General features: G+C 43.7%; 18 protein-coding genes. 3 read left to right on the top strand and 15 right to left on the bottom strand.

Annotation, left to right across the window (positions count from 1 at the left end; genetic code table 11):
- Positions 1-30: 30 nt before the first annotated feature.
- Positions 31-1,308: an IgA Peptidase M64 gene (locus KSX81_RS06110; RefSeq protein ID WP_004311693.1), complete on the bottom strand. Its 1,278-nt coding sequence runs from the start codon at positions 1,306-1,308 to the stop codon at positions 31-33.
- Positions 1,309-1,460: 152 nt separating this feature from the next.
- Here KSX81_RS06110 and KSX81_RS06105 point away from each other — a divergent pair, with 152 nt between their 5' ends.
- Entirely contained in the window at positions 1,461-1,940 is a 480-nt protein-coding gene (locus KSX81_RS06105) for an Lrp/AsnC family transcriptional regulator (RefSeq protein WP_004297952.1), read from the top strand.
- Positions 1,941-1,943: 3 nt separating this feature from the next.
- Here the strand turns inward: KSX81_RS06105 and KSX81_RS06100 are convergent, their stop codons facing one another.
- The 6 genes from KSX81_RS06100 to KSX81_RS06075 form a co-directional block, all read right to left on the bottom strand.
- A complete protein-coding gene (locus tag KSX81_RS06100) occupies positions 1,944-2,438 on the bottom strand; it encodes a dihydrofolate reductase (RefSeq protein WP_004311692.1) in 495 nt (164 codons plus the stop codon).
- A gap of 4 nt (positions 2,439-2,442) precedes the next feature.
- Positions 2,443-3,237, bottom strand: a complete 795-nt coding sequence (locus tag KSX81_RS06095) for a thymidylate synthase (protein ID WP_004311691.1) — start codon at positions 3,235-3,237, stop codon at positions 2,443-2,445.
- A 39-nt stretch (positions 3,238-3,276) separates the two neighbouring features.
- Positions 3,277-4,548 carry a cardiolipin synthase gene (gene cls / locus KSX81_RS06090; RefSeq protein ID WP_004311690.1) on the bottom strand — a complete coding sequence of 424 codons (1,272 nt, stop codon included), beginning with the start codon at positions 4,546-4,548 and terminating at the stop codon, positions 3,277-3,279.
- 120 nt (positions 4,549-4,668) lie between these two features.
- The gene (locus KSX81_RS06085; RefSeq protein WP_004297958.1) at positions 4,669-4,998 is read right to left on the bottom strand and encodes a DUF5056 domain-containing protein; all 330 of its coding nucleotides are present in this window, start codon (positions 4,996-4,998) and stop codon (positions 4,669-4,671) included.
- Positions 4,979-5,530, bottom strand: coding sequence for an RNA polymerase sigma factor (locus tag KSX81_RS06080; RefSeq protein ID WP_004297960.1), 552 nt, complete (start codon positions 5,528-5,530; stop codon positions 4,979-4,981). The genes KSX81_RS06085 and KSX81_RS06080 overlap by 20 nt, the downstream gene beginning before the upstream one ends.
- Entirely contained in the window at positions 5,527-6,306 is a 780-nt protein-coding gene (locus KSX81_RS06075) for a DUF6249 domain-containing protein (RefSeq protein WP_004297962.1), read from the bottom strand. Before KSX81_RS06075 ends, KSX81_RS06080 begins: the two co-directional genes overlap by 4 nt.
- A gap of 109 nt (positions 6,307-6,415) precedes the next feature.
- Between KSX81_RS06075 and KSX81_RS06070 the strand changes: the two genes are divergently transcribed.
- Entirely contained in the window at positions 6,416-7,879 is a 1,464-nt protein-coding gene (locus tag KSX81_RS06070) for a methyltransferase RsmF C-terminal domain-like protein (protein ID WP_217725922.1), read from the top strand.
- Here KSX81_RS06070 and KSX81_RS06065 read toward each other — a convergent pair.
- The 6 genes from KSX81_RS06065 to KSX81_RS06040 all read right to left on the bottom strand — a co-directional run bounded on the left by KSX81_RS06065 (position 7,876) and on the right by KSX81_RS06040 (position 16,953).
- The gene (locus KSX81_RS06065; RefSeq protein WP_217725923.1) at positions 7,876-8,706 is read right to left on the bottom strand and encodes a hypothetical protein; all 831 of its coding nucleotides are present in this window, start codon (positions 8,704-8,706) and stop codon (positions 7,876-7,878) included. The two genes, KSX81_RS06070 and KSX81_RS06065, sit on opposite strands and share 4 nt — an antisense overlap.
- A gap of 258 nt (positions 8,707-8,964) precedes the next feature.
- Positions 8,965-10,149, bottom strand: a complete 1,185-nt coding sequence (locus KSX81_RS06060; protein WP_217725924.1) for a TolC family protein — start codon at positions 10,147-10,149, stop codon at positions 8,965-8,967.
- A gap of 157 nt (positions 10,150-10,306) precedes the next feature.
- Positions 10,307-13,405, bottom strand: a complete 3,099-nt coding sequence (locus tag KSX81_RS06055; protein ID WP_217725925.1) for an efflux RND transporter permease subunit — start codon at positions 13,403-13,405, stop codon at positions 10,307-10,309.
- Between the two features lie 77 nt (positions 13,406-13,482).
- Positions 13,483-14,718, bottom strand: a complete 1,236-nt coding sequence (locus tag KSX81_RS06050) for an efflux RND transporter periplasmic adaptor subunit (protein WP_217725926.1) — start codon at positions 14,716-14,718, stop codon at positions 13,483-13,485.
- A gap of 88 nt (positions 14,719-14,806) precedes the next feature.
- Positions 14,807-15,217, bottom strand: a complete 411-nt coding sequence (locus KSX81_RS06045; RefSeq protein WP_004306814.1) for a DUF6769 family protein — start codon at positions 15,215-15,217, stop codon at positions 14,807-14,809.
- A 98-nt stretch (positions 15,218-15,315) separates the two neighbouring features.
- The gene (locus tag KSX81_RS06040) at positions 15,316-16,953 is read right to left on the bottom strand and encodes an ABC-F family ATP-binding cassette domain-containing protein (protein WP_217725927.1); all 1,638 of its coding nucleotides are present in this window, start codon (positions 16,951-16,953) and stop codon (positions 15,316-15,318) included.
- A gap of 119 nt (positions 16,954-17,072) precedes the next feature.
- Here KSX81_RS06040 and KSX81_RS06035 point away from each other — a divergent pair, with 119 nt between their 5' ends.
- Positions 17,073-17,471, top strand: coding sequence for a response regulator (locus tag KSX81_RS06035; protein ID WP_004297972.1), 399 nt, complete (start codon positions 17,073-17,075; stop codon positions 17,469-17,471).
- A gap of 245 nt (positions 17,472-17,716) precedes the next feature.
- On the opposite strand, the gene KSX81_RS06030 is transcribed toward KSX81_RS06035, so the two are convergent.
- Together KSX81_RS06030 and KSX81_RS06025 are read right to left on the bottom strand one after the other, a co-directional pair.
- Complete coding sequence (locus KSX81_RS06030; protein ID WP_217725928.1) at positions 17,717-19,330, bottom strand: SusD/RagB family nutrient-binding outer membrane lipoprotein; 1,614 nt, start codon at positions 19,328-19,330, stop codon at positions 17,717-17,719.
- An 11-nt stretch (positions 19,331-19,341) separates the two neighbouring features.
- Positions 19,342-22,320 (bottom strand): SusC/RagA family TonB-linked outer membrane protein, encoded by a 2,979-nt coding sequence (locus KSX81_RS06025; protein WP_258868355.1) that lies wholly within the window; start codon positions 22,318-22,320, stop codon positions 19,342-19,344.
- Positions 22,321-22,637 lie beyond the last annotated feature (317 nt).

The following is a 22,637-nucleotide window of genomic DNA, read 5'->3' as shown; positions in this document are numbered from 1 at the left end:
TAAGTTTGACAATAATATAATTGTATTCCATTAAGGAACATAAAATTCAATCATTCGACGGATGGCACGTTGACAAACCGGACAAAACTCCGGATATTCGTTTGTTTTCATGCGACAGTCATAAGCCGGACGATAAATGCCTTTGGCAGAGTAGCCACCTCCTTCATATACTCCTACGGGATATTTCTTTTTTTCAGCAATAGGGGTCGGGATCGGGGTACCTGACGGAAGCATATCTTTCCATTTGGAAGCGAAGTTCACCCGTGTTGAAATATTTTGTTCCCACGGTTCGACATCCAGCGGATAAGTATCTGTCATCACATCATCATCATAGAAATATTCGTCGGCCAGTCCACCGAAACTGTGTCCGAACTCGTGCACGACTACCGGCTTGAACATCGGGTGATGGGCCGTGGTCAGCGTATACGAATTGTATATTCCTCCACCACCATATACATCCGTGTTAGCCAGGATAATGATATGTTCGTAGGGGATGCCTGCCAATGCATTATGGATAGACTTTACCCGGCTGGTAGTCAGATAACGGTCCGAGTAAAAAGTATCGAAATGGGAGTGAACCGCCGTTTGTTTCCACTGATTTTTGCGGGGAACACTGACACCACTGTCCGTAGAAGGACTGGCTACGGCAACAATATTAAATTTACCCTTCATGGAGCGGAACGGCTCATACGAAAACAAACTTTCGCAGGTACGTTGGGCATCCTGGTAGAAAATATCCATTTCTTTTTCTGTGTATCCTTCTGCAAGGATGGCAACATCTATGCAGTCTTTTTCGTTACCACTTTGAAGCATATACCGATGCGGAGTGACATGTGATACCCCCCGTTTATGAATCAATATATCATCCGGACGCACGATATGTTTATAGGTAGCCAATCTTTTTTTTCGCGGAGAATATAAAGTGACTTCTACCTCCACAGGCTGTTTAGGATAAGGAAGAAGGAAAGTATTCTCAAATCCTTTGGCTGTTTCTTTAGCTTCGTCTGTGGACAGCCACTCTTGAAACAAAGAAGAGAATGACGTTTTGTAGATACACTGTTTGCTGGCAAGGTCTTTCACTATAATTTGTCCGTTGCCTTCCAATGGAAGTTCCGAAAGATGATGTTGACGTCCTGCCCAGGTAGGAAGTTGTGATAGCTCATCCAGATAAATAGCCTGTTGTGTAGCATCCCCGGTAAAGATATAATCCACTCGCAATGTTTTGTTCTGAAAATAATCAGCAAAATTCTGTGCATAACTTCCTATAGAAGTACAGAAACACAGAATAATACAGCAAATATGTTTCATATTAATGGTATATTTATGTTTTTCGCAAAGGTACGAACTATTGTTGACTTATCCGCTTTCTGCAAATAAAAGTAATAGATTATAGTATTTGTTGTCGAAAAATCGCTAACTTTGCATAAAAGATTCATTGATAAAAACAATTTGATTCAAAAATGGGACATCATCAATTAGATGCTTTAGATGAGCAAATTCTGAAACTGATTGCAGGGAATGCGCGTATTCCTTTTTTGGAAGTAGCACGAGCATGTAATGTTTCCGGCGCTGCAATCCATCAGCGTATTCAGAAGCTTACTAATTTAGGTATATTAAAAGGTTCGGAATATGTCATCGACCCCGAGAAAATCGGATATGAGACTTGCGCTTATATTGGTATATATCTGAAAGATCCCGAATCCTTTGATTCGGTAACAAAAGCTTTAGAAGCTATCCCCGAAGTGGTGGAATGTCATTTCACTACCGGAAAATACGATATGTTTATCAAAATTTACGCAAAGAATAACCATCACTTATTGAGTATTATTCACGATAAGTTACAACCATTGGGTTTGGCGCGTACCGAGACATTAATCTCCTTCCATGAAGCCATTAAGCGGCAGATGCCAATCATGGTCGACATAGAAGATGAAGATTAATCGTTATTTTCTCACGTAATCAACAAAAGCATAGGAGCAGAGATGTTTCTCATCCGCAGGATGAGCTTCTCTGCTTTTTTCTTGCCACATCTCTGGCGATACTTCTGGAAAATAGGCGTCGGCTTCGGGAGTCATATCATCTATTTCTGTCAGGCAAAGTTCGTCAGCGAAAGAAAGAGCCTGCTGATAAATACTTGCTCCTCCTATAATATAAATGTGTTCCTCCTCTTTACAACTTTGCAAAGCTGCTTCGAGTGAAGGGAAAACTTCCGCACCGGGACATTCTGTAGCCGGGTTGGAAGATAAAACGATGTTTCTGCGATTGGGTAATGCGCCTTTCGGTAGTGACTCGAAAGTTTTGCGTCCCATCAGTATGGTGTTTCCGGTAGTTAATGCTTTGAAACGTTTCAAATCATTGGGTAACCAGAAAAGAAGTTTGTTCTCGAAGCCGATAGCCATACGGCGGTCTACGGCAGCAATGATAGATATTTTACTCATAAAGTTACACGGCTACTGCTCCCGCAATATGCGGATGCGGGTCATAGTTCACTAATTCAAAGTCCTCAAATTTGAAGTCGAAGATACTTTTCACATCCGGATTGATCTTCATTTGTGGCAATGGACGAGGTTCACGTGATAATTGGAGCTTCACTTGTTCCAAGTGGTTCAGGTAGATATGCGCATCACCGAAGGTATGAACAAAATCTCCGGCTTTCAGTCCCGTCACTTGTGCCATCATTTGCAGCAATAATGCGTATGATGCAATATTAAAAGGAACACCCAGAAAAATATCTGCACTGCGTTGATACAGTTGCAGGCTCAACCGTCCGTCTGCTACATAAAACTGAAAGAAAGCATGGCAGGGAGGCAAATTCATATTATTCAAATCTGCTACGTTCCAGGCGCTTACAATGATACGGCGTGAATCCGGATTATGTTTGATTGTTTCCACCACTTCACTGATCTGGTCGATAAATCCACCGTTATAGTCAGGCCATGAACGCCATTGATAACCATAAACATGTCCTAAGTCGCCGTTCTCATCCGCCCATTCGTTCCAGATGCGCACTCCATGTTCCTGAAGATATTTCACATTAGTATCACCTTGCAGAAACCAAAGCAATTCGTATATGATTGATTTCAGATGTAGTTTCTTGGTTGTCAGGCACGGGAAACCGTCATCAAGATTAAAACGCATTTGGTGACCGAAAACGCTGATGGTTCCGGTTCCGGTACGGTCACTTTTTTCTGTACCTTCGGTTAGTACACGATTGAGTAAATCCAGGTATTGTTTCATAATGAATAAGTTGTGGTGAAAATGATTCTCCGCACAAAATTACAAAAATGGAGTGAATAAATTAGCAAACCAGCCGACGAACTTCTTCCACGGGGAGCGCTTTTTCCAGAATTCAGGCGTTAGTTGAGTGCAATGCTCGATATCGTTCCGGAACATTGTATTTAATTCACCCGTTATTTTGGTATCAAAGATAAAGGCATTTGTTTCGTAATCATAGCGCAAGCTGCGGCTGTTCAGGTTGGCAGTGCCAACTGTACAGAACAAATCATCCACCATCATTATTTTAGAGTGATGAAATCCACCGTTATACATATAGACAGTAGCTCCTCTTTTCATCAGTTTGTGCAACTTATAAAGTGCGGCATCCGGAGTAAACGGGATATCGGAGGCAGAAGAAACCATGATTGTAACATTTACGCCTCGGTCGATTGTCCGATTCAACGCCTTTTTGATAGAAGAAGTCGGTACAAAATAAGGATTGACGATATGAACATTCTTTTGGGCCGAATAGATGCTCATGGCATAAGCGTGGCTTAACATACGGCTATTCTTTTTCGGGGTACGGTCTACGATTGCTACCACAATATTCGTACTGTCCGTTTGTTCCTCATGTTGGGGGAAATAAGCGGCTCCACCTACATTCTGCTTGGTTTCCTTATTCCAGATCGTTAGGAATATCTCCTGCAGATCATTGACGGCATCCCCTTCAATGCGTGTGTGCATATCACGCCAGGTTCCGATTTTGGGTAGTCCGTTAATGTAGTAATCGGCGATATTCATACCACCGGTATAAGCCACTTTTCCATCGATGACAGCTATTTTCCGGTGATCGCGATGGGCGGCGTGATTGATATAAGGAAAAGTGAATGGATCGAACTTGACAATCTCGATTCCTTGTTCACGTATTTTCTTGAGATGTTTCTTTTTAAGTGGTTTGTTGTTCGACCAGTTTCCGAATGCATCGAACATAGCTCGTACTTCGACCCCTTCTTTCACTTTTTCGGCCAGCAGAGCAAATAAAGCATTGGCGATGGAGTCATTTCGGAAGTTGAAATATTCCAGATGGACGTGGTGTTTAGCTTCCCGGATGGCTTCAAACAAATCGATAAACTTCTCCCGTCCGCTTTTTAGCAGTTTTACCTTATTATTATCAGATATAGGGATTCCCGATTCTTGTAAATAGCGTAGCACAAGGGAATCGCTGGTTAATCCGATTGAGTCCCTGGGATGTATCATCAGACTGTCGATGATACCTGCCTGAACACTCAATATAGGCAGGAACAGAAATAAAATAAATATACGTAATTTCAAAACTCTTCTCACTCTTTTAGTTTACAGAAGAACAAAGATACGATATCTAAGTTTGGGCTCCTTTGCTAACAAGGGCAAATTTATCATTCTTTAACGAAATAACTTCTTTCCAGGAGTTAATTATGCCATCGAAGCAACCTTTCGTGTAGCCATGAATAATAGTACAACAGCTGCGATAATAATTGACTTCGGATCAAGGCTTGAAGTGCCATGATTAATCATACCGATAAATACTTCTCTTATGGTTCCCCAAGTTGCTTCCAATCCACCTAACCATACAAAAAGTGCGGCCGCCACAGTCATCACGAAAGCGCTCCAGATACGAGCCAGGCGATTACTACGATCGGGTAAGTGGTGCATGACACGGCGACTGAATCCGTTATCTGCTATTTCCTGCTTGTTTTCTGCGAAGAAATCGCGCAAGAGCTTATCATTGTCTATTTCTGTCATAACCGTTTTGTTTTAAATACGTTGCTAATTTTTCTTTCCCGCGTGACAGATGGCTTTTCACTGTCCCTGACGGTACTCCTACAATCCCTGCAATTTTGTCGATACTAATGTCCTCCATGTAGAACAACGTGATGCAGGTTCTTTCCACTTCTTTAAGCATTTTGAGCGACTGGTAGACATCCATTTTTTGCCCGATATTCTCCTGTTCGGTGCTGTTGATGGCGTCTATTTCTCTTGTATCCAAGTCGGCTGTCTCTTTCCGGCTGCGAATATAATCATAAAAAACATTATAAGCAATACGATACAGCCACGTAGAGAAACTTGACAAGTTCCGGAAAGAGGCAATGTTCGTATAAGCTTTGATAAATGTATCTTGCGCAAGGTCGTCACTCAATTCGCTGTCGCCGCAAGTCAGGTTCAGGAAGAATCGTCGGATGGGCGACTGATACTCCTTCACCAACTGGTCAAAGGCCCTGGTGTTCTTGAACACCACGACCTGTGCGACTAACGATATATCATTGAGTTGGCTCATTTATTCTCGTCGTTCTTTTCTTCGTTTACTCCTTTGTCTTTCTCTTCGGATTCGGAAGGGATGATTTCGAAACTATCGGTTCTAACGTTATTCGGGTTCTTTTTTTCATCCTTATTACCCGTATGCATCCGGGTAGCATTTGTGTCTTGAGTCTGTTGTTTGCTACCGATAATCCATTGTCCGATACCCATGAATGTAACGAGTAAGCCGATAGCTCCAATTCCGAATTCGCCGGTGATTGCCCAGAGGAAGATGAAAAGACCGATACCCGTAAAGGTGTTCTTGATGCCTTGTGAACGCGAATCGACTGTTTTGTTTTCGCGGATAAACTCTGCCGGAAGCGGTTGGCCGGCAGCAAGTGCCTGTTCGGCAAGGCGATAACGTGCTTTCCGGTTTTTATAACGGAAGAAGAAGATTACAAATAGAATGAATACCGGAAATCCGAATACAGCAATGATTGCAATGATTGCTACCAGAATACCTCCGCCGGCACTAACATTGTGGAAGGGGAAATCGCTGTCATCCGAATCGAATGTGAAGCTGGCTTTGCCATGAGTGGTGCTAACATTACTTGAGTTTGCATTTACGTCTGCAGAATCAGCATCTGCTGTGTCTACACCAATCACTGTGACAGCAGTATTGTTCGTATTTGCTTTATTGTCTTTGGTCACAGTTACTTTTACTTTCCCGATGGAATCACGAACAACGGTGGTCTGGGCAACAGCCAGTGTGCAAGTGGTCAGTACAACCATCAATGCTAATAGAAAATTTTTCATATCAATAGTTTTTTAATTTATTTCTTTATCTGTTAGACGTAGTTAATATCATAGAAAGTTGCAAAGAGACGAAATATTTTTGATATTTGCGGAAATTAATAAACGAAAGATGGAATTACCTGCTTCTTTTATAGACTACACCCGCGCTCTATTGGGCGATGAAGAATACGACAAACTGGCTGTTGCCCTCCAACAGGAACCACCGGTTAGCATCCGGTTGAATCAATTGAAAATCAATCATTCTTTATCGGATAAAGTACCTTGGTCTTCCGAAGGATTCTATTTGGAGGAGCGTCTCACTTTCACGTTCGATCCCTTATTCCATGCAGGCTGTTATTATGTTCAGGAAGCTTCTTCCATGTTTGTGGAGCAGGTACTCCGGCAATATATCACGGGACCGGTGAAGATGTTGGATCTTTGTGCGGCTCCCGGTGGAAAATCGACTCATGCCCGTAGTGTACTTCCCGAAGGGAGCCTGTTGGTAGCCAATGAGGTAATCCGGAATCGTTCGCAGATTCTTGCTGAAAACCTGACGAAGTGGGGACATCCGGATGTGGTAGTGACCAATAATGATCCGGCAGATTTTTCGGCTTTACTCTCTTTCTTTGATGTGATTCTTACAGATGTTCCCTGTTCCGGTGAAGGTATGTTCCGTAAAGACCCGGTAGCTGTGGAAGAGTGGAGCCCCGAGAATGTGGAAATCTGTTGGCAGCGCCAGCGACGGATTATTGCAGATATCTGGGATGCGTTGAAGCCCGGAGGTATTCTTATATATAGTACGTGTACATTTAATACAAAAGAGGATGAAGAGAATGCACGTTGGGTTCAACAAGAGTATGGGGGCGAACCATTAACTGTGCAGGTGCAGGAGAATTGGAATATAACAGGAGATCTTTTGTCAGATAAAGGGGATCATTCTAAATCTTCTATTCCCGTTTATCATTTTTTCCCTCATAAGACGAAAGGTGAAGGCTTTTTTCTGGTGGCTTTTCGTAAGTCGGAAACGGAAGAAGAGATTCCGGTATCTTCTTTCGCGAAAGAGAAAGTTTTCAAGAAGAAGGATAAGAAAGGAACAGCAGCATCTTCTCCTGTATCGAAAGAATATCTGAATATGGCTAAAAGTTGGTTGAATGATGAAAATTCGGACAAGTATATTTTATTGGCGGAAGGAACAAATATCCGAGCTTTCTCACAGTACTATACTAATGAATTGGCGACGATGAAACAAAGCCTGAAAATCGTGTCGGCAGGGATTGAAATAGGCGAAGTGAAAGGAAAGGATTTGATCCCTAACCATGCGTTGGCAATGTGTACCTCACTTTTATGCCGGGAAGCATTCGCTACGGAAGAAATAAGTTATGAACAGGCCATCACATATTTACGAAAAGAGGCCATTACCTTACCGGTAACAGCCCCTCGTGGATATGTTTTGCTTACTTATCGGCATATTCCTCTCGGATTTGTGAAGAACATCGGCAATCGTGCCAATAATCTTTATCCGCAAGAATGGCGCATCCGTAGTGGATACTTACCGGAAAATATACGCATCTTATCAGAATACGTTACTGATTAAGGCAGTATTCCCGCAGGTATTTCCTGTTGGGAAAGACTAAAGCTAAGCTGTCTGCCTTTTCCGATTTCTGTGCCTTCAGCTATTTCTTCCAGCGTGTAGGAAGGAGGAGGTGTAGGTGATGTCCGCGTTTCTCCAATGGGCGGAGTGTTCCAGTTCAGATTTAGGCTTTTATTCAACCGATGAAATAAGTACGAGTTTCCCCATATTATGAATTTATGATCGGAAACAGGTGTTGCCATATCTTCCGAAAAAGTGAGGGTTAGTGTCATTTTCTTATCGTCTCCTTCTTCTTTTTCCAGTTTGTAACTTCCTTGGGTTATTAATTCAAGTCCGGATGAAAAGGCGGTCTGTTCTCCTTGTTTGAAAAAATAAGCATCCCGTGCGTGGTTGTTAATCAGAAAAATGTCGGAAATACCGGGTAGAAGATTCGCATCTCCGTTGGGTAAGTTAGACAAGTAGCTGCGTAGCAACTCCATATTTTCGTAATTATCGACCACCTTGATTGGTAAAGTGCAGGTTTCTTGTGTGGCGTTGTCTGTTACTGTCAGATAAGTCGTTCCGGTGAGGATACCGGTTACATAAATCATACGTCCGGCAGGTACTCCACTCCAGCCAGTTTCAGTTCCGGCACTTGCGATGCGTGTGTCTTTCACTGCAAGTGAGTAGTCACCATTTCCGCTTTCCAGGCCGAGGTAACGTCTGCCACCCATAGGTACTTCGTATTCACTGTTGTAAAAACGCAGTGGATTGTCGTCATCATCTTTACAGCCACTTAGTAGCGTAAGGATGCAGCATAACATGAATAAATAGAAATGTTTAGGTCTCATAATTCAGATTTTATGTTCGTTGCAAATGTAATGTATTGTTTTGAAATATCCAGTCGGAATTTGAAGAAAAAGAGAGGAGATATATTTAGGCACGAATTACACGGATTAACACTGTTGCTTTATAGTTATGACAATACTAAAGACCGTGAATTCTGTGTAATCCGTGCCTAATTTATTATATAAACATACTTATATAACTTAAAAATAGAAATTAGTATGTTCAGCGTAACCCATACCTAAAGGGTTTTTATGTACTATTTATAGCTTGCTTTTGTAAATCCGTGCCATTGCCTTTTGGTACTGATTTTCCAATTGCAGATAATTTTGATGACTTTGATAGATCACCGATACTTCAACGAAGTACTCGATCATACTAATTTGTCCACCTGTCAAAGCTTGTTTCAGCAATGCCAAATCTTGTTGAGACTGGAAAGTCTTGCTATATTCTTCCATTGAAGCATGCAGCGTTTTCGCTTCCCGGTAAAGTTGTGCCAATTCAGATTCCACTTGCAGTGTAGCATTATCCTTTTGCAAGTCGATGTTGAGTGCCTGCGCTTTAGCAATTTTCACCTTATTCCGATTTTCGAAAAGCGGGAAGGAAAAGCCCACCACTACACCGTTGAAAGGCACACCAGTCTCTGTATTCCGACGGTAGCCGAGTTCCAGCTTCGGCAGCCACTGGGATTTATTGACAGCAATCTGTTTATGGGCAACGAGGCTCTCGTTGCCTAGTGCCATTAAGGTACGGTCTGTAGCCATGACTTCTGATTTCAACATTTGGTAATCGCTTGGGAACGGTATAGCCGGATATTGATTTTCTTCGAAAACCACCGGAATATTACCATTCAGCGTATTCAGTTCCTGCTGCTTATTGCGAAGTGCCGTTTCGTTCAGAGACGCTTCCGTTTTGACATTCAACAGTTCCAAGTTGATTTTATTGGTTTCGAGAGCATTTGCATCCCCTGTTTGGAGACGTTTGGCGTACATTTTAGCAAGTTCTTCCGCATTGCGGAGACGTTCCTCCAAAATATGCTTTTGCTGACGAAGCATGATAATGTCCAGGCAAAGTTCTTTTGCCTGTAACAGTTTCTCCTGACGAAAAACATCCGACTGACTGTCAAGAGTTCCGGCTTTCAGACGGTTTAACTTGTTACGTGTGGCGTATAAACTAGGGAAATCAAAACTTTGTGAAACAACCAGCTCACCGATTGTTTCGCTTTTATCTTTTGCTCCCCATAGATGCGCGTAAGAGAGAGTAGGATCAGGCAAGTTATTATCCGTTTTGGCTTCCAGCTTCTGCGAGGTAATCAGTTGCTTGTTTGCCTGCAACTCCTTATTGTTCGTTTCGATATTCTTCAATACCTGTTCAATTCCGTTTTGGGCTTGCACTTCACCTATGGTTAAGAAAAGAAGTGCAGCGCTTATGGTCATGATTTGTTTCATTTCTAATTTCTTTATTTATTACAAGCTATTGTTGATAGATACTTTATGATAAGGCATCTATTTGTTTGACACCGAGGAACGACCCGTTCCTCACCGAGGAACACTTGTTTCCTCACCGGGGAACGATGGTTTTCTCACCGAGGAAAAATATCCCTCTCTACAGGCTTTTTTGGGTCTTTTTCCGATGCATCATCAGATAAACAATCGGAACGATAAAACCGTTCAAAAAAGTAGACGTTAATAATCCTCCTAGAATCACTTTTGCCATCGGACTCTGGATTTCGTTACCGGGCAAATCACCGGCAAGTGCCAATGGAATCAGTGCCAGTGCAGAAGACAATGCCGTCATTAAAATCGGATTCAGGCGGTCGAGAGAACCTTGAATCACACTATCATATACATTCAAACCTTCTTCCTTTTGCAAATGATTGTAGTGACTGATGAGCAACATACCGTTACGCGTTGCAATACCGAACAAGGAAATGAAACCGATGATAGCCGGAATACTGACTTCTCCTGTTGTAATCACCAAAGCAAATACACCACCGATCAGTGCCAGCGGAAGATTCAGCAAGATAACCCCGGATTCTTTCACACTGCGGAACTCATTGTACAGCAACAGGAAGATAACCACGATACTGATAAATGAAGTCAACGCTAATGTCCGGCTGGCAGCCTGCTCGCTTTCAAACTGTCCACCATACTCGATATGATAACCTTCGGGTAATTGTACCGATGTGTCGATACGTTTCTGAATATCATTCACAACACTGCGCAAGTCACGATCGGCCACATTGGCGGAAATGACAATTTTACGTTTCACATTCTCGCGGTTGATCGTATTCGGACCCATGGCCGATACCACTTCCGCTACATAGCTCAAAGGAACTTTGCGGCCGTCGTTCGTGTCTACCATCAGGTTACGGATTTTCTCTATTTCATCCCGGGCATCATCCTTCACTTTTACGATCAGGTCAAAACTCTTGCCCTGTTCATACACTTGTGAGATCACTTTTCCAGCCAAAGCTACATTCACATATTCCGAAAATTCCGGCAGGGTAATACCGAACTTAGCCAGCATTTCCCGTTTAGGCTGTATTTTCAGCTGCGGACGTTCAATCTGTTGTTCCACGTTCAGGTCGGCAACACCGGGAATGTCACTGATCGCTCCTTTGATTTGATTACCGAGTGAAAACATTTTATTCAGGTCATCACCGAATAATTTGATAGCAATATTCGCTTTCGTACCCGATAGCATTGCGTCGATACGGTGGCTGATCGGTTGTCCGATTTCTATGTTTGCTCCGGTGATCGTACCTAATTTTTCACGTACATCAGCTACCAGTTCACTGCGCGAGCGGTCTTTCAATTCGAACGGAGCTTCTATTTCAGAAACATTGACTCCTAACGCATGTTCATCCAATTCGGCACGTCCCGTTTTCCGGGCTACCGTTTGTATTTCGGGAATTGTCATCAATAACTCTTCGGCACGATGTCCCATTTTGTTGCTTTCTTCCAGCGAAATACCTGGCAGAGAACTGATATTGATAGTAAACGATCCTTCATTGAACGAAGGAAGGAAGCTGCGTCCAAGTGTGAAAAACACTCCGAGGGCAACTACAAAAAGTCCGATTGTACTTCCGAGAGTCACACGTTTATGTGCCAGTACCCAAGTCAGTGCTTTTTCATAAATCCCTTTCATCCAGCGGGCAACAGGAGCTTCTTTCAGTTCCTTGTTCGTCTTATTGCTTCCTAATAGATAAGAGCAGAGTACCGGAGTTAGTGTCAGGGCAACTATCGTAGACGCAAACAGGGCCACGATAAAAGCAACACCTAGTGGAACCAACATTCTGCCTTCCATGCCGCTCAAGAAAAATAACGGAACAAAACTGACTACGATAATCAACGTTGAATTAAGGATAGGCATGCGCACCTCTTTCGACGCATTGAATACCACTTCGAGCGTACTTAGTCTTTCTGCTTCCGCTTTCAGGCGGTTCTCCCGCAGTCGTTTATATACGTTTTCCACATCGACAATGGCGTCGTCTACCAATGAACCGATAGCTATCGCCATACCTCCAAGACTCATGGTGTTGATTGTCAGCTCCATGTAGTGTAAAGTCAGGATCGAAACGAGCAGGGAAAGAGGCAGTGTCACCAATGAGATCAGCGTAGTACGTACATTTGCCAGGAACAGGAAAAGCACGATGACAACGAAAATACCTCCTTCAAAGAGTGATTTTTTCACATTGCCGATGGAGCTTTCGATAAAGCGGCTTTGACGGAATATGTCCGTTGAAACTTTTACGTCCGGCGGCAGATTTTTCTGGAGGTCTTTCAGAGATGCTTCCAGTTTGTCCGTCAGTTCCAGTGTGCTGGTAGCCGGTTGCTTGGTAACAGTCATCAGGACGGCAGATTTGCCGCGTTCTGAAGCAGTACCCAGTTTCGGAGCCTTCGGGCCGATGGTTACGTTTGCAATATCTTCCAGCGTGACAGGGAAGTTATTCACTGTCTTTACTACCGCTTTGCCAAGTTGCTCTGTTTTCGAAGTGGAGAGTACACCACGTACAATATATTCATTTCCGAATTCATAGAGCACACCTCCATTGGCATTTAGGTTCATATCCTGTGTTACAGCCATCACTTCTCCCATCGAGATGCCGTAATGACGCATCCGTTCGGGATCTAGCTGAATCTGATATTCTTTGATATCTCCTCCGAGCACAGCCACTTGTGCCACTCCTCCGGTAGACAGCAGGCGTGGACGGATGGTCCAGTCCGCAATCGTGCGAAGATCGAGCATGGAAGTGGAGTCGGCAGTCAGACCGACGATGAGCATTTCGCCTAAGATAGAAGACTGTGGTCCAAGAGTCGGTTTGCCGACATTGACCGGCAGCGATTCGCTGACCACCGCTAATTTCTCACTAACAATCTGACGAGCGAGATAAATATCCGTTCCCCAATCAAATTCTACCCAAACAACGGAAAATCCGTTAGTAGAGGAAGAGCGGACACGGCGCACACCCGTAGCTCCGTTTACGGCAGTTTCAACAGGAAAAGTAACGAGCTGTTCAACTTCTTCCGCAGCCATACCGTTCGCCTCGGTCATGATTACTACCGTAGGTGCATTTAGGTCGGGGAATACGTCTACTTCCGTATGCATGGCGGTATACGTTCCCGCAATAAGCAGGAGGATGGCCGCACAAACTACCACCAGCCGGTTGTGTAGGGAGTAATGTATAATTTTATTAAGCATGATATTTCATTAATTGAGAGTTATAAAAAACTTGATGGATGCGCCGCACAAAAAAACGGCTGCGACGCCTAGTCTCTTTAGTGTTCGTGGCTGTGTGCCGGGATTGCATTGCTTGCGCTTGCCAGTCGAACCTGATAAGCACCCTCGGTCACTACACGGTCGCCAGCCTTTACACCAGTTAGGATTTGAACGCTTTTGCCGTTGTCGGCTCCTATCGTTACTTCCTGTTTTTTATAACCCTCTTCGTCCAGTTGCAGATATATGAAGAATATGCCTTGTTCCTCTGTCAGCGCGGTGCGCGGAAGAGAAATCACGTTTTCCATTACTGAAGAAAGCAGGAATACCTCCACAAATGAGCCGGGAATCACTTCCCCTTTGTTGTCGAACTCAAAAGTGACAGGCACATAAAAAGAATTGTCTCCGGCAGCTTTTCCGAAAGAGAGAAGTTTACCGTTCAATGCTTTCAACTCGTACACCTGATTATTATAAGGAGTCTGGAAATTGGCGGAACTGATGGTGCGGAGATACGGGTAATACTTTTCCGACACTTCGGCACGGAGGAAAAGACGACGGTTCTGCGTCACGCTTACCAGCGGTTGTCCGATTGTCACATAGTCACCTTCTTTCACGAGAATACTTTTCACATATCCGGCAATAGGAGCCGTAATGCTTTGGCCGATAGCCGAATGATTCTTGGAAAGAGCTTCGTAACTAAGACGGGCGTTTTCGTAACTTTGCTCCGCTTGTGCAAAATCCTTGTCGGATACGATTTTGTTTTTAACAAGCTCCTTCATACGTTCGTATTCCTTCTTGGATACCTCGTAGGCAATGCGGGCACGTTGCACCGGATCACCATCGGCGATATTCTTTGAAGAAATAGTGACTAGCGGAGTGCCGCTACCGACGCTCATACCTTCCGTTACTTTTCCACGGAAAGATACCACGCCGGCTACTGTAGCTACGGCAACCGATTCATCCCCTTGAGCAGCCAGCACCTGTCCGCTGGTTTTAATCACTTGCTGGAAAGGTGCAGGTTCAATAACGCTCACCTTTACACCGGCTGCTTCAGCTTTCGCTTTCGGAAGAATGATTTCATCACTGTGGGCTTCGGCAGCTTCGTTGTATTCATCGGCTGCTTCATGATTGTGTTCTCCGCTATATTCGCCTTCATGGGAATGATCGGGTCCTTCTGCCTCGTGATTATGTCCTTCCGCGGCATGATCGTGTTCATCGTGTGTGTGTGTGACGGTACTATTATTACAGGATCCCAGCACGAATAAGCCCAGGATTCCCACGAAAATAAGTTTTTTCATAATGATATTTTCCTACTAAATTTTACTGTTTTCTTTTTACGCTACAAAGATAAGGTAGCGCAGATGCAACTAATTTGCATTTACGCTTTTACGCAAAAACAGAGTAGGGAGGGGCACGAAGAGAAGTGGTACGATGAGTATCCGTACCATGCAGAGAGTCTCGGTAAACGTAATAGTTTTTAATCCGTTTCTCTTGCGGTCGTAATAAATGCTCGATGATTACATCCGTGAATAAGGTAGCGATGAATACGTAATCCGGTCCGCTATCCGTATGTATGGATGGAGTGGGAGAGTAGAAACGAGTCATACATTCACTGCTGCAACATGAGTCGTTTCCCGGGTGATGATGATGCGTGGGACATTGCTGTTCTACAGGCAAGTCCTGCTTCATGCAAATCATTCCGTTGGGGTGATGATGATGGGGAATAACCGCTGCCACCAACATAATAATGTTGATAAAAAACAGCAGAGTTACTATAATTCGTTTCTTCCCTTTCATCCTTTCTTTTAGAGGTTATCCGCTTTTCAGAGCTTCAAAGTGCAAATATACAAATACTTTTATTTCGCCTGTAGCCGATACCCTCTTTTTATTATTTATTATTTCTTTTCCAGTTCTTGCAACGAATCCATTTTCTTCTTTTCGAGGAACTCATAGATACCGCAAAGATGTTCCGTCACCTTTTGATTACCGAACTCATACACCTTGGTAACCAGCCCGTCAAGGAAGTCACGGTCGTGTGAAACGACGATCAGCGTACCATCAAAATCCAGCAATGCCTGTTTCAGAATATCTTTCGTTTTCATGTCCAGATGATTCGTCGGCTCATCTAAAATCAGGAGGTTGACAGGTTCCAGCAATAATTTAATCATAGCCAGACGGGTACGCTCTCCACCCGAAAGCACTTTGACCTTTTTCATCGATTCCTCGGGACCGCCAAACATAAACGCCCCCAGCAAATCACGAATCTTGTTCCGGATATCCCCTTTGGCTACATCGTCAATCGTTTGGAAAACCGTCAGGTTTTCATCCATCAGCGAAGCCTGATTTTGAGCGAAATATCCAATTTGCACATTATGTCCGAGAGTCAATGTACCGTCATGCTCAATCTCCTTCATGATACACTTCACGAGCGTAGACTTACCCTCACCGTTCTTACCAACGAAAGCTACCTTATCACCACGCTCAATCGTCAGATTAGCATTGCGGAATACCACTTTGTCTCCGTATGTCTTTCCAACACCCTCCATGATGACCGGGTAACTGCCCGAACGGGGTGAAGGCGGGAATTTCAGTCGCAATGCAGAAGTATCCTCCTCGTCCACTTCGAGTAATTCCAGCTTCTCCAGCATTTTGACACGGCTCTGCACCTGCAACGTCTTTGAATAAGTCCCCTTGAACCGTTCGATAAACTCCTTCGTTTCAGCAATAAACTTCTGCTGCTCGTCATAAGCCTTCTGTTGCTGTTCGCGGCGGTCCTTGCGCAGCTGCAAATATTGCGAGTAATTTACCTTGTAATCATAGATACGTCCCATCGTTACTTCGATGGTGCGTGTTGTAATATTATCCACGAATTTACGGTCGTGACTAATTACAATGACCGCTTTCCCATTATTAATAAGAAAATCCTCCAGCCATTGAATAGATTCGATATCCAGATGATTCGTCGGCTCATCGAGCAAGAGCACATCCGGTTTCTGCAACAGCAATTTGGCGAGTTCGATACGCATTCGCCATCCACCGCTGAAATCACTCGTCTGGCGTTGGAAATCTCCTCGGGTGAATCCTAATCCAAGCAATGCCTTTTCCACATCCTCTTCATAATTAGTAGCATCGATTGAATAAAACTTCTCGCTCAAGCTGGACACTTCCTCGATCAGCGCCATGTAACTGTCGCTCTCGTAGTCCGTCCGTGTTTCAAGCTCCTTGTTCAACTTTTCGATCTGCGCTTCCATCTCATGAAGATGTGAAAAAGCCTGTGCCGTTTCGTCAAACACTGTTCTTCCGTTTTCCGTCATCAGATGTTGAGGCAGGTATGCTACTACGCAATCTTTGGGTGCGGAAACTTTTCCACGTGTCGGTTGCCGTGCGCCTGCCAAAATCTTCAGCAGCGTACTTTTTCCAGCCCCGTTTTTGCCCATCAGAGCGATGCGGTCTTTTTCATTAATTACGAAAGAAATATCACTAAATAAAGCAGTGCCGCCAAACTCTACGGCTAGTCCGTCAACAGAAATCATACTATTCTTTTAAATTGAGGCGCAAAGATAGCGAAATATATGAATATTTTTTATACCTTGCGGGCTGAAAAGGAAGATAGCTCTAAAAAAACAGATAAAAAAAACAATATATAAGCGATATGGAAAGCGAACAAATGAATGAATTCAGACCTTTAATTTTGGTAGCTGAAGACGATGACAGCAACTTTAAATTAATCAAGGCTATCATAGGCAAAAAGTGTGATATCGAGTGGGCTAAAAATGGCCAGGAAATGGTGGAGTTGTTTCAGCAACACCAGCAAAGAGCCAAAGCAATGCTGATGGATATTAAGATGCCGGTGATGAACGGATTGGAAGCAACGAAGATAATTCGTGAATCTAACACAGAAATTCCTATTATCATGCAGACGGCTTATGCTTTCAGCTCGGATAAAGAAAATGCAATGAATGCAGGAGCAACTGAAGTATTGGTGAAACCTATCACCTTGGGTATTCTCCGCACTACGTTGAGTAAATATTTACCCGATTTGCAGTGGTAAGATTGATTCTTACGAGTTTTTTTTTTAATTTATCCAAAAAGTGCTTAAGCGTTAAAAACGTAAAAGCATGGAAAAGAAGTATGATTGGGTAGAAAAATGGTATTGCCCTAACTTCATCTAATGCATTTGGATAAAATAAAATAGGCGAACCTCACGGTTGGCCTATTTTTGTTCGTCTCTGTTAATTTGTTAGAGTACAGAAACGACTCTATGTAAAGTCTCTCCTTTGAGAGATTTTAAGTTCATTATTTGTTTCCGCCAGCCCACCATACGGCTTCGCTATATACGTACTGTCCATCACCGAAAGCAGCTTTCACTTCAGGATTTGCCAATACATCATCTGCTCCATAACCGAAGCGCAATGGGAATTTACTGCTGTTCTGCGGGTTCTTCAGTACAATGAAGTTTTCTCCTGCACCTTTCAAACGACGGTAGTCATTATAGGCTTCCAGTGATTCGCCGGATGCACCGAAGAAGGCGAGATACTTCTGTATCATTGTCTCTTGCAGAGGGTTGGCATCGAATAACGGTTCTACTTCATCCGTGAAATAGGTTTCTGCTACATCTGCCCCCAAATCGCTGTCACCATCATATACCCAAGTGTCAGCGGCATCTATAATTGAGTTTTCCAGATTCTCGAATCCGGCAGTGACTGCATCTTTCAAAGCAGTCTTAGCTTCGCCCAGTCTGCCTCCCAAACGGCACAATGCTTCTGCTTCAAGGAATTTCACTTCGTGATAGCTGATTAAAAGAGTAGGAGCCGACATAGCCCATGATATCATCGACATACCATAATTATTCTGCAACTCTTGCGGAGTTCCGTTAGGAGCCGCTTTGATGCCTGCGATGTCCGTAGCTTGCGTAGCTCCGTATCCATAAGTGATATATCCGGTAGGATCAGGTTCCAGGAACGCTTGCGGTGCTCTGGGGTCATTGCGCTCAACGAACTTTTCAATCAGACTTGCACTAGCTGCTAAACTGTTGCGGCTGTAGCTGAAGGACCAAAGCGGATTCAATTGCGAATCAGCATCGTAAACGGCCAACTTACATTCTTCACTTGCGTTGGCAAATGATTTGCTCACATAAGTAAGAATATTCTGAAGATCTGTAGTCTTGTTGGCACTTTTATTGAGCAGACGCATTGTATAACGTGCTTTTAACGCATAGGCCGTTTTAAGCCACATACTTGCCTGTGTACTGGTGTTTGAACCATAGATCAAGTCTTTAGAACCGACTGCACCGGATAAGCCCGTATCTTTGGCAGTACCGTTATTCAGTAGAGTGATGGCATCATCCAGGTTCTGCATTACTTCCTGATAGATACTTTCCTGTGTATCCATTTTAGGTTGCATATACATCGGTGTACCGTCCGGATTGAGGATACCTGTCTGGCTATACGGTGTGTTTCCAAACACATCGGCTGCCACAGCTCCATTGTAGGCGAGCAGGATTTTAGCAATCGCTTCCGTCACTACGTTTCCTTTTTCCGAAGGATCTTCTTCGCATTTCTTGATAACGATTTTAGCATTTTTGATATTTGAGTACACGTTGATCCATGCATTGTTGTAGGTAGTAGCCGTTGTGGGCTCTCCGCTGCGTACTTCCGCGCGGTAAAGCTGGTTGGATATACCCGTTTCATGTTCTATGTAAACAGAAGAATAGAGCGAGAAATCCCCTCCTACAGTGCTGAATGCAGTACTTACGCCTAAGTCCGTAATTAAGAACTTAGCGGGCGCATCCAACGGATTGTTAGGGTTTTCATTGATTTTATCCATTGCGTCTTCCGTACAAGCAGAAGCAATGGTAGCAGTCAAGAAAGAAACTGCCAGCAATTTTCCTATTGATTTATATTTTTTCATTGTCTTGCAGATTAAAATTTAATGTTGAAACCAAAGCCGAAACTAGCTGTTTGCGGCATTGAATAATCTTCAAATGCTCCTGCCATGTTGTTGTTACCCTGACTGGCTTCCGGATCGAGGTCAGGCAATTGTGCCCAGATCAGAATGTTTCTGGCAAATGCGTTTACAGAAAGTTCAATCGAACGTTTTTGAAGAATTTTGTAGTTGACAGCCACTTCACGCAGTTTGATGAAAGAGTTGTCATATACAGAAGATTCGTCGATGTCGTTCAAACGGCTGTAATATACCTGTTGTGCGTTTGCACCTGTGATGGCGATATCGTTTTTAGTTCCGTCAGTTTTGTATCCGTCGAAGATGATGGTACCTTCACGGTTTTCCGTTCTCTTGCTGACACCATAGTAGTCTGCCAGTCCGGTTGTCCTACTATACATCTGACCACCCTGTTTCCAATCGAGCACTGCGCTGATTGTACACTTCCATAAGCGTAATGTGGTGTTGAAGCCCATCAGGAAGTCCGGAGAAACCTTACCGATAACCTGTGCTTCACCAGCGATAGGTAAACCGTTTTCGTCTACCAGACGATTACCATTCGCATCTCTCTTGAAGCCTACACCGTAGATGACAGGGAATTTCTCACCTGCTGAAGCGCGTACCTGCGGAGTAACGTATCCTCCCAGAGAGATATTCTCCACACCCGGTGCCAGTTCATCTACGTAGTTGTCGATCTTCGTCCAGTTGAATGCAAAATCCCAGTTGATATTCTTCGTCCGGATTGGATTGAAGCCAAGAGTGAATTCATGCGTGTTGGTATGAATCTTACCACCGTTGGTGAGCAGTTTGCTAGCACCGGTAGAAGAAGCCAAAGGCACTTCAAAAATCTGGTCTTTAACGTTCTGGCGTGAGTACGTATAACTGAATGTGATTAAGTTATCGAGGAAGTTCACGTCAGCGCCCACTTCATACGAACGTGTATTCTGCGGTTTCAGTTTCGGGTCGAAAATCGTGTAGTACGGAGTATAGGCGGTAGTACCTTTCATCGGGTACATGATTGGAGTTAACGTATAGAATCCACCTCCATACGTAGGAGTAGAGTAGTAGTTTTCAAGGAAATCACCTGCTTGTCCTACTTCCGCATACGATACTCTCAATTTGGCGTGATTAACTATATTGTTTTTCAATGCATCTAATTCCGTCAGGATAAAACCAGCCGAAATAGAAGGATAGAAGAAAGAGCGGTTGTTACGTGGCATATTGGATACATAGTCCTGACGTCCGGTGAGGGTCAGATAAAGCATATTTCTGTAAGAAGCCGATACGTTACCGAAGAATCCCACCGTACGGTTTTTCCATGTCTCTTCCTCTGTCTGTTGAGTAGTGGCGTTGTTGATGTGGTTCCATCCCGGGAAGTTGTAGTTCGTACCATATTCATAATACTTCTTTCTGTTGCTTTGGATAATTTCGTTACCCACTACCGCGTTCAGTCCCCAGTCTTCATTGATATGCCAGTCGTAGTTGATGGTCAGCAATGAGTTGTATGTAGCATTTGTCCAGCCGTAGTTCTCGATCTGTCCGCGACCGCCACCGGTGTTGCTACCATATCCGTAGCTGTCTACATAGTGAGTGGTGTAAGCATCCACACCAACCATGTATTTCGCGTTCAACTTGTGGTTCGTTGTGCCGAAATCAGTCTGATAGCTTGCATACACATTTCCGAAGAAGCGGTTGGTATCTTCCGTAAATTTGTTGTTTTCCATCGCCCAGTAAGCGTTGTCAAAGCTACCACGGAAAGAATTCTGTGTGTACGGGTTACCGTCTACGTGACTTGGAATACCGGCCAGATCATAGCTGGGAGGAGCTGCGTAAACCGTTCTCAACAGACCGTTACCGGAAGTCACTGCCTTGTCGATAGAAGTAGTGATATAGTTAGCTGTAAATCCGGAACTCCAGTTGTTAGTCAGTTTCGTGTCAGCACTAACCTTTACATTATATCTGTCCATACCAGTGCTTGAGATAATACCGTCCTGATGTGTATTTCCCAATGAGATAGAGTAGGAGCTTTTGTCGAGCATCTGCGCTACATTCAATGAATTGCTCCAGGTGATTCCTGTGTCGAAGAAGTCTTTTGCATTGTCATATGCCTGTGGAGTAGCCCACGGGTCAAGACCGGCTGCTGCACGCTGGGGAACATAATATTTTCCCTGTTGCTTACCGAACTTCTGCGTGTATTCGTTATCCGTGTTACCTCCATACGTTGCATCGTTGGGAAGTTCCGAAATCTTAGGTCCCCAAGAAGTTCCCGAAGTGGCACTGAATACCCCACCCGAACCTTGTGCGTATGTTTTCTGGAACTCCGGCAGACGACCGACTACATCGAAGCTGACATTAGAAGAGAAGCTAACCTGCGGTTTGCCTTTTTCCAGTCCTTTACCACTCTTGGTTGTGATGATAATCACACCATTGGAAGCACGGATACCATAAAGTGCAGAAGCAGCCTGTCCTTTCAAAATGTTGATACTTTCAATATCATTAGGGTCGATATCTACCGCACGGTTGGCGAAGTCCGCTCCGCTCACACTACCATTGTTCTGAATGTCTGTGCTAACATCCGGCGTACTGGTCACCGGCATTCCGTCAATAACGTAAAGCGGAGTGTTGTCACCCGAGAAAGAACGTGCACCACGGATAGTGATCTGTGAAGAAGCTCCCGGCATACCACTTGAAGGCTTCACGTCCAAACCGGACACCTTACCTTGCAACGCTCCCGCCAGATTAGAGTTGGCAGCTTGCGTCAGTTGATCCGATTTTACGTCCTGAACGGCGTAACCCAGTGCTTTTTTCTCGCGTGAGATACCCATGGCTGTCACCACAACCTCATCCAGTGCTTTCGCGTCGCTTTTCAAAACAACTTTTATCACTCCCGGTTTGATGGAAACGTCCTGCGAAATCATTCCTACATAAGAAACGCGCAAAGTTTTAGCAGAACTTGGTATGTAGAAGTTTCTGCCTTTATCATTGTTAATAGTTCTTTAACCCTTTTGAAGGTGCAAAATGATAAAAAGATACCGTTTTGGAGGCAATAATGTTCACTTTTCCTTGAAAAGCCTGATTTTGGTGCTATCTTTATGATAGAAATTATCTTTTAAAATATGCTAAATTGGAAAGGTGTTATTTTAACCTATCAGTTTTTGAATACTTCTTGCTTTCAAAACGATACTTTTTAGTTAAATACGTAACACTTTTTTCGGTTTGTCATAATTAGTGTTATCTTTGCAACCTGTTAGAGACAAAAAATCTGTTTATAGGTTAA

This window comes from Bacteroides sp. MSK.18.37 (assembly GCF_019129155.2).
GTDB classification, from domain to species: domain Bacteria; phylum Bacteroidota; class Bacteroidia; order Bacteroidales; family Bacteroidaceae; genus Bacteroides; species Bacteroides ovatus.
The sequence above is the reverse complement of the archived record's forward strand: the minus strand, read 5'-3'. Positions and strand labels throughout refer to the sequence as shown.

What these genes read in the sequence shown, in the direction of transcription:
- KSX81_RS06040 (WP_217725927.1), bottom strand. Translation starts at nt 16,953, where the DNA reads ATGATTTCTGTTGACGGACTAGCCGTAGAGTTTGGCGGCACTGCTTTA.
- KSX81_RS06070 (WP_217725922.1), top strand. Translation starts at nt 6,416, where the DNA reads ATGGAATTACCTGCTTCTTTTATAGACTACACCCGCGCTCTATTGGGC.
- KSX81_RS06110 (WP_004311693.1), bottom strand. Translation starts at nt 1,308, where the DNA reads ATGAAACATATTTGCTGTATTATTCTGTGTTTCTGTACTTCTATAGGA.
- KSX81_RS06050 (WP_217725926.1), bottom strand. Translation starts at nt 14,718, where the DNA reads ATGAAAAAACTTATTTTCGTGGGAATCCTGGGCTTATTCGTGCTGGGA.
- KSX81_RS06055 (WP_217725925.1), bottom strand. Translation starts at nt 13,405, where the DNA reads ATGCTTAATAAAATTATACATTACTCCCTACACAACCGGCTGGTGGTA.
- KSX81_RS06105 (WP_004297952.1), top strand. Translation starts at nt 1,461, where the DNA reads ATGGGACATCATCAATTAGATGCTTTAGATGAGCAAATTCTGAAACTG.
- KSX81_RS06045 (WP_004306814.1), bottom strand. Translation starts at nt 15,217, where the DNA reads ATGAAAGGGAAGAAACGAATTATAGTAACTCTGCTGTTTTTTATCAAC.
- KSX81_RS06100 (WP_004311692.1), bottom strand. Translation starts at nt 2,438, where the DNA reads ATGAGTAAAATATCTATCATTGCTGCCGTAGACCGCCGTATGGCTATC.
- KSX81_RS06035 (WP_004297972.1), top strand. Translation starts at nt 17,073, where the DNA reads ATGGAAAGCGAACAAATGAATGAATTCAGACCTTTAATTTTGGTAGCT.
- KSX81_RS06060 (WP_217725924.1), bottom strand. Translation starts at nt 10,149, where the DNA reads ATGAAACAAATCATGACCATAAGCGCTGCACTTCTTTTCTTAACCATA.
- KSX81_RS06095 (WP_004311691.1), bottom strand. Translation starts at nt 3,237, where the DNA reads ATGAAACAATACCTGGATTTACTCAATCGTGTACTAACCGAAGGTACA.
- KSX81_RS06030 (WP_217725928.1), bottom strand. Translation starts at nt 19,330, where the DNA reads ATGAAAAAATATAAATCAATAGGAAAATTGCTGGCAGTTTCTTTCTTG.
- KSX81_RS06085 (WP_004297958.1), bottom strand. Translation starts at nt 4,998, where the DNA reads ATGACAGAAATAGACAATGATAAGCTCTTGCGCGATTTCTTCGCAGAA.
- KSX81_RS06080 (WP_004297960.1), bottom strand. Translation starts at nt 5,530, where the DNA reads ATGAGCCAACTCAATGATATATCGTTAGTCGCACAGGTCGTGGTGTTC.
- KSX81_RS06065 (WP_217725923.1), bottom strand. Translation starts at nt 8,706, where the DNA reads ATGAGACCTAAACATTTCTATTTATTCATGTTATGCTGCATCCTTACG.
- KSX81_RS06075 (WP_004297962.1), bottom strand. Translation starts at nt 6,306, where the DNA reads ATGAAAAATTTTCTATTAGCATTGATGGTTGTACTGACCACTTGCACA.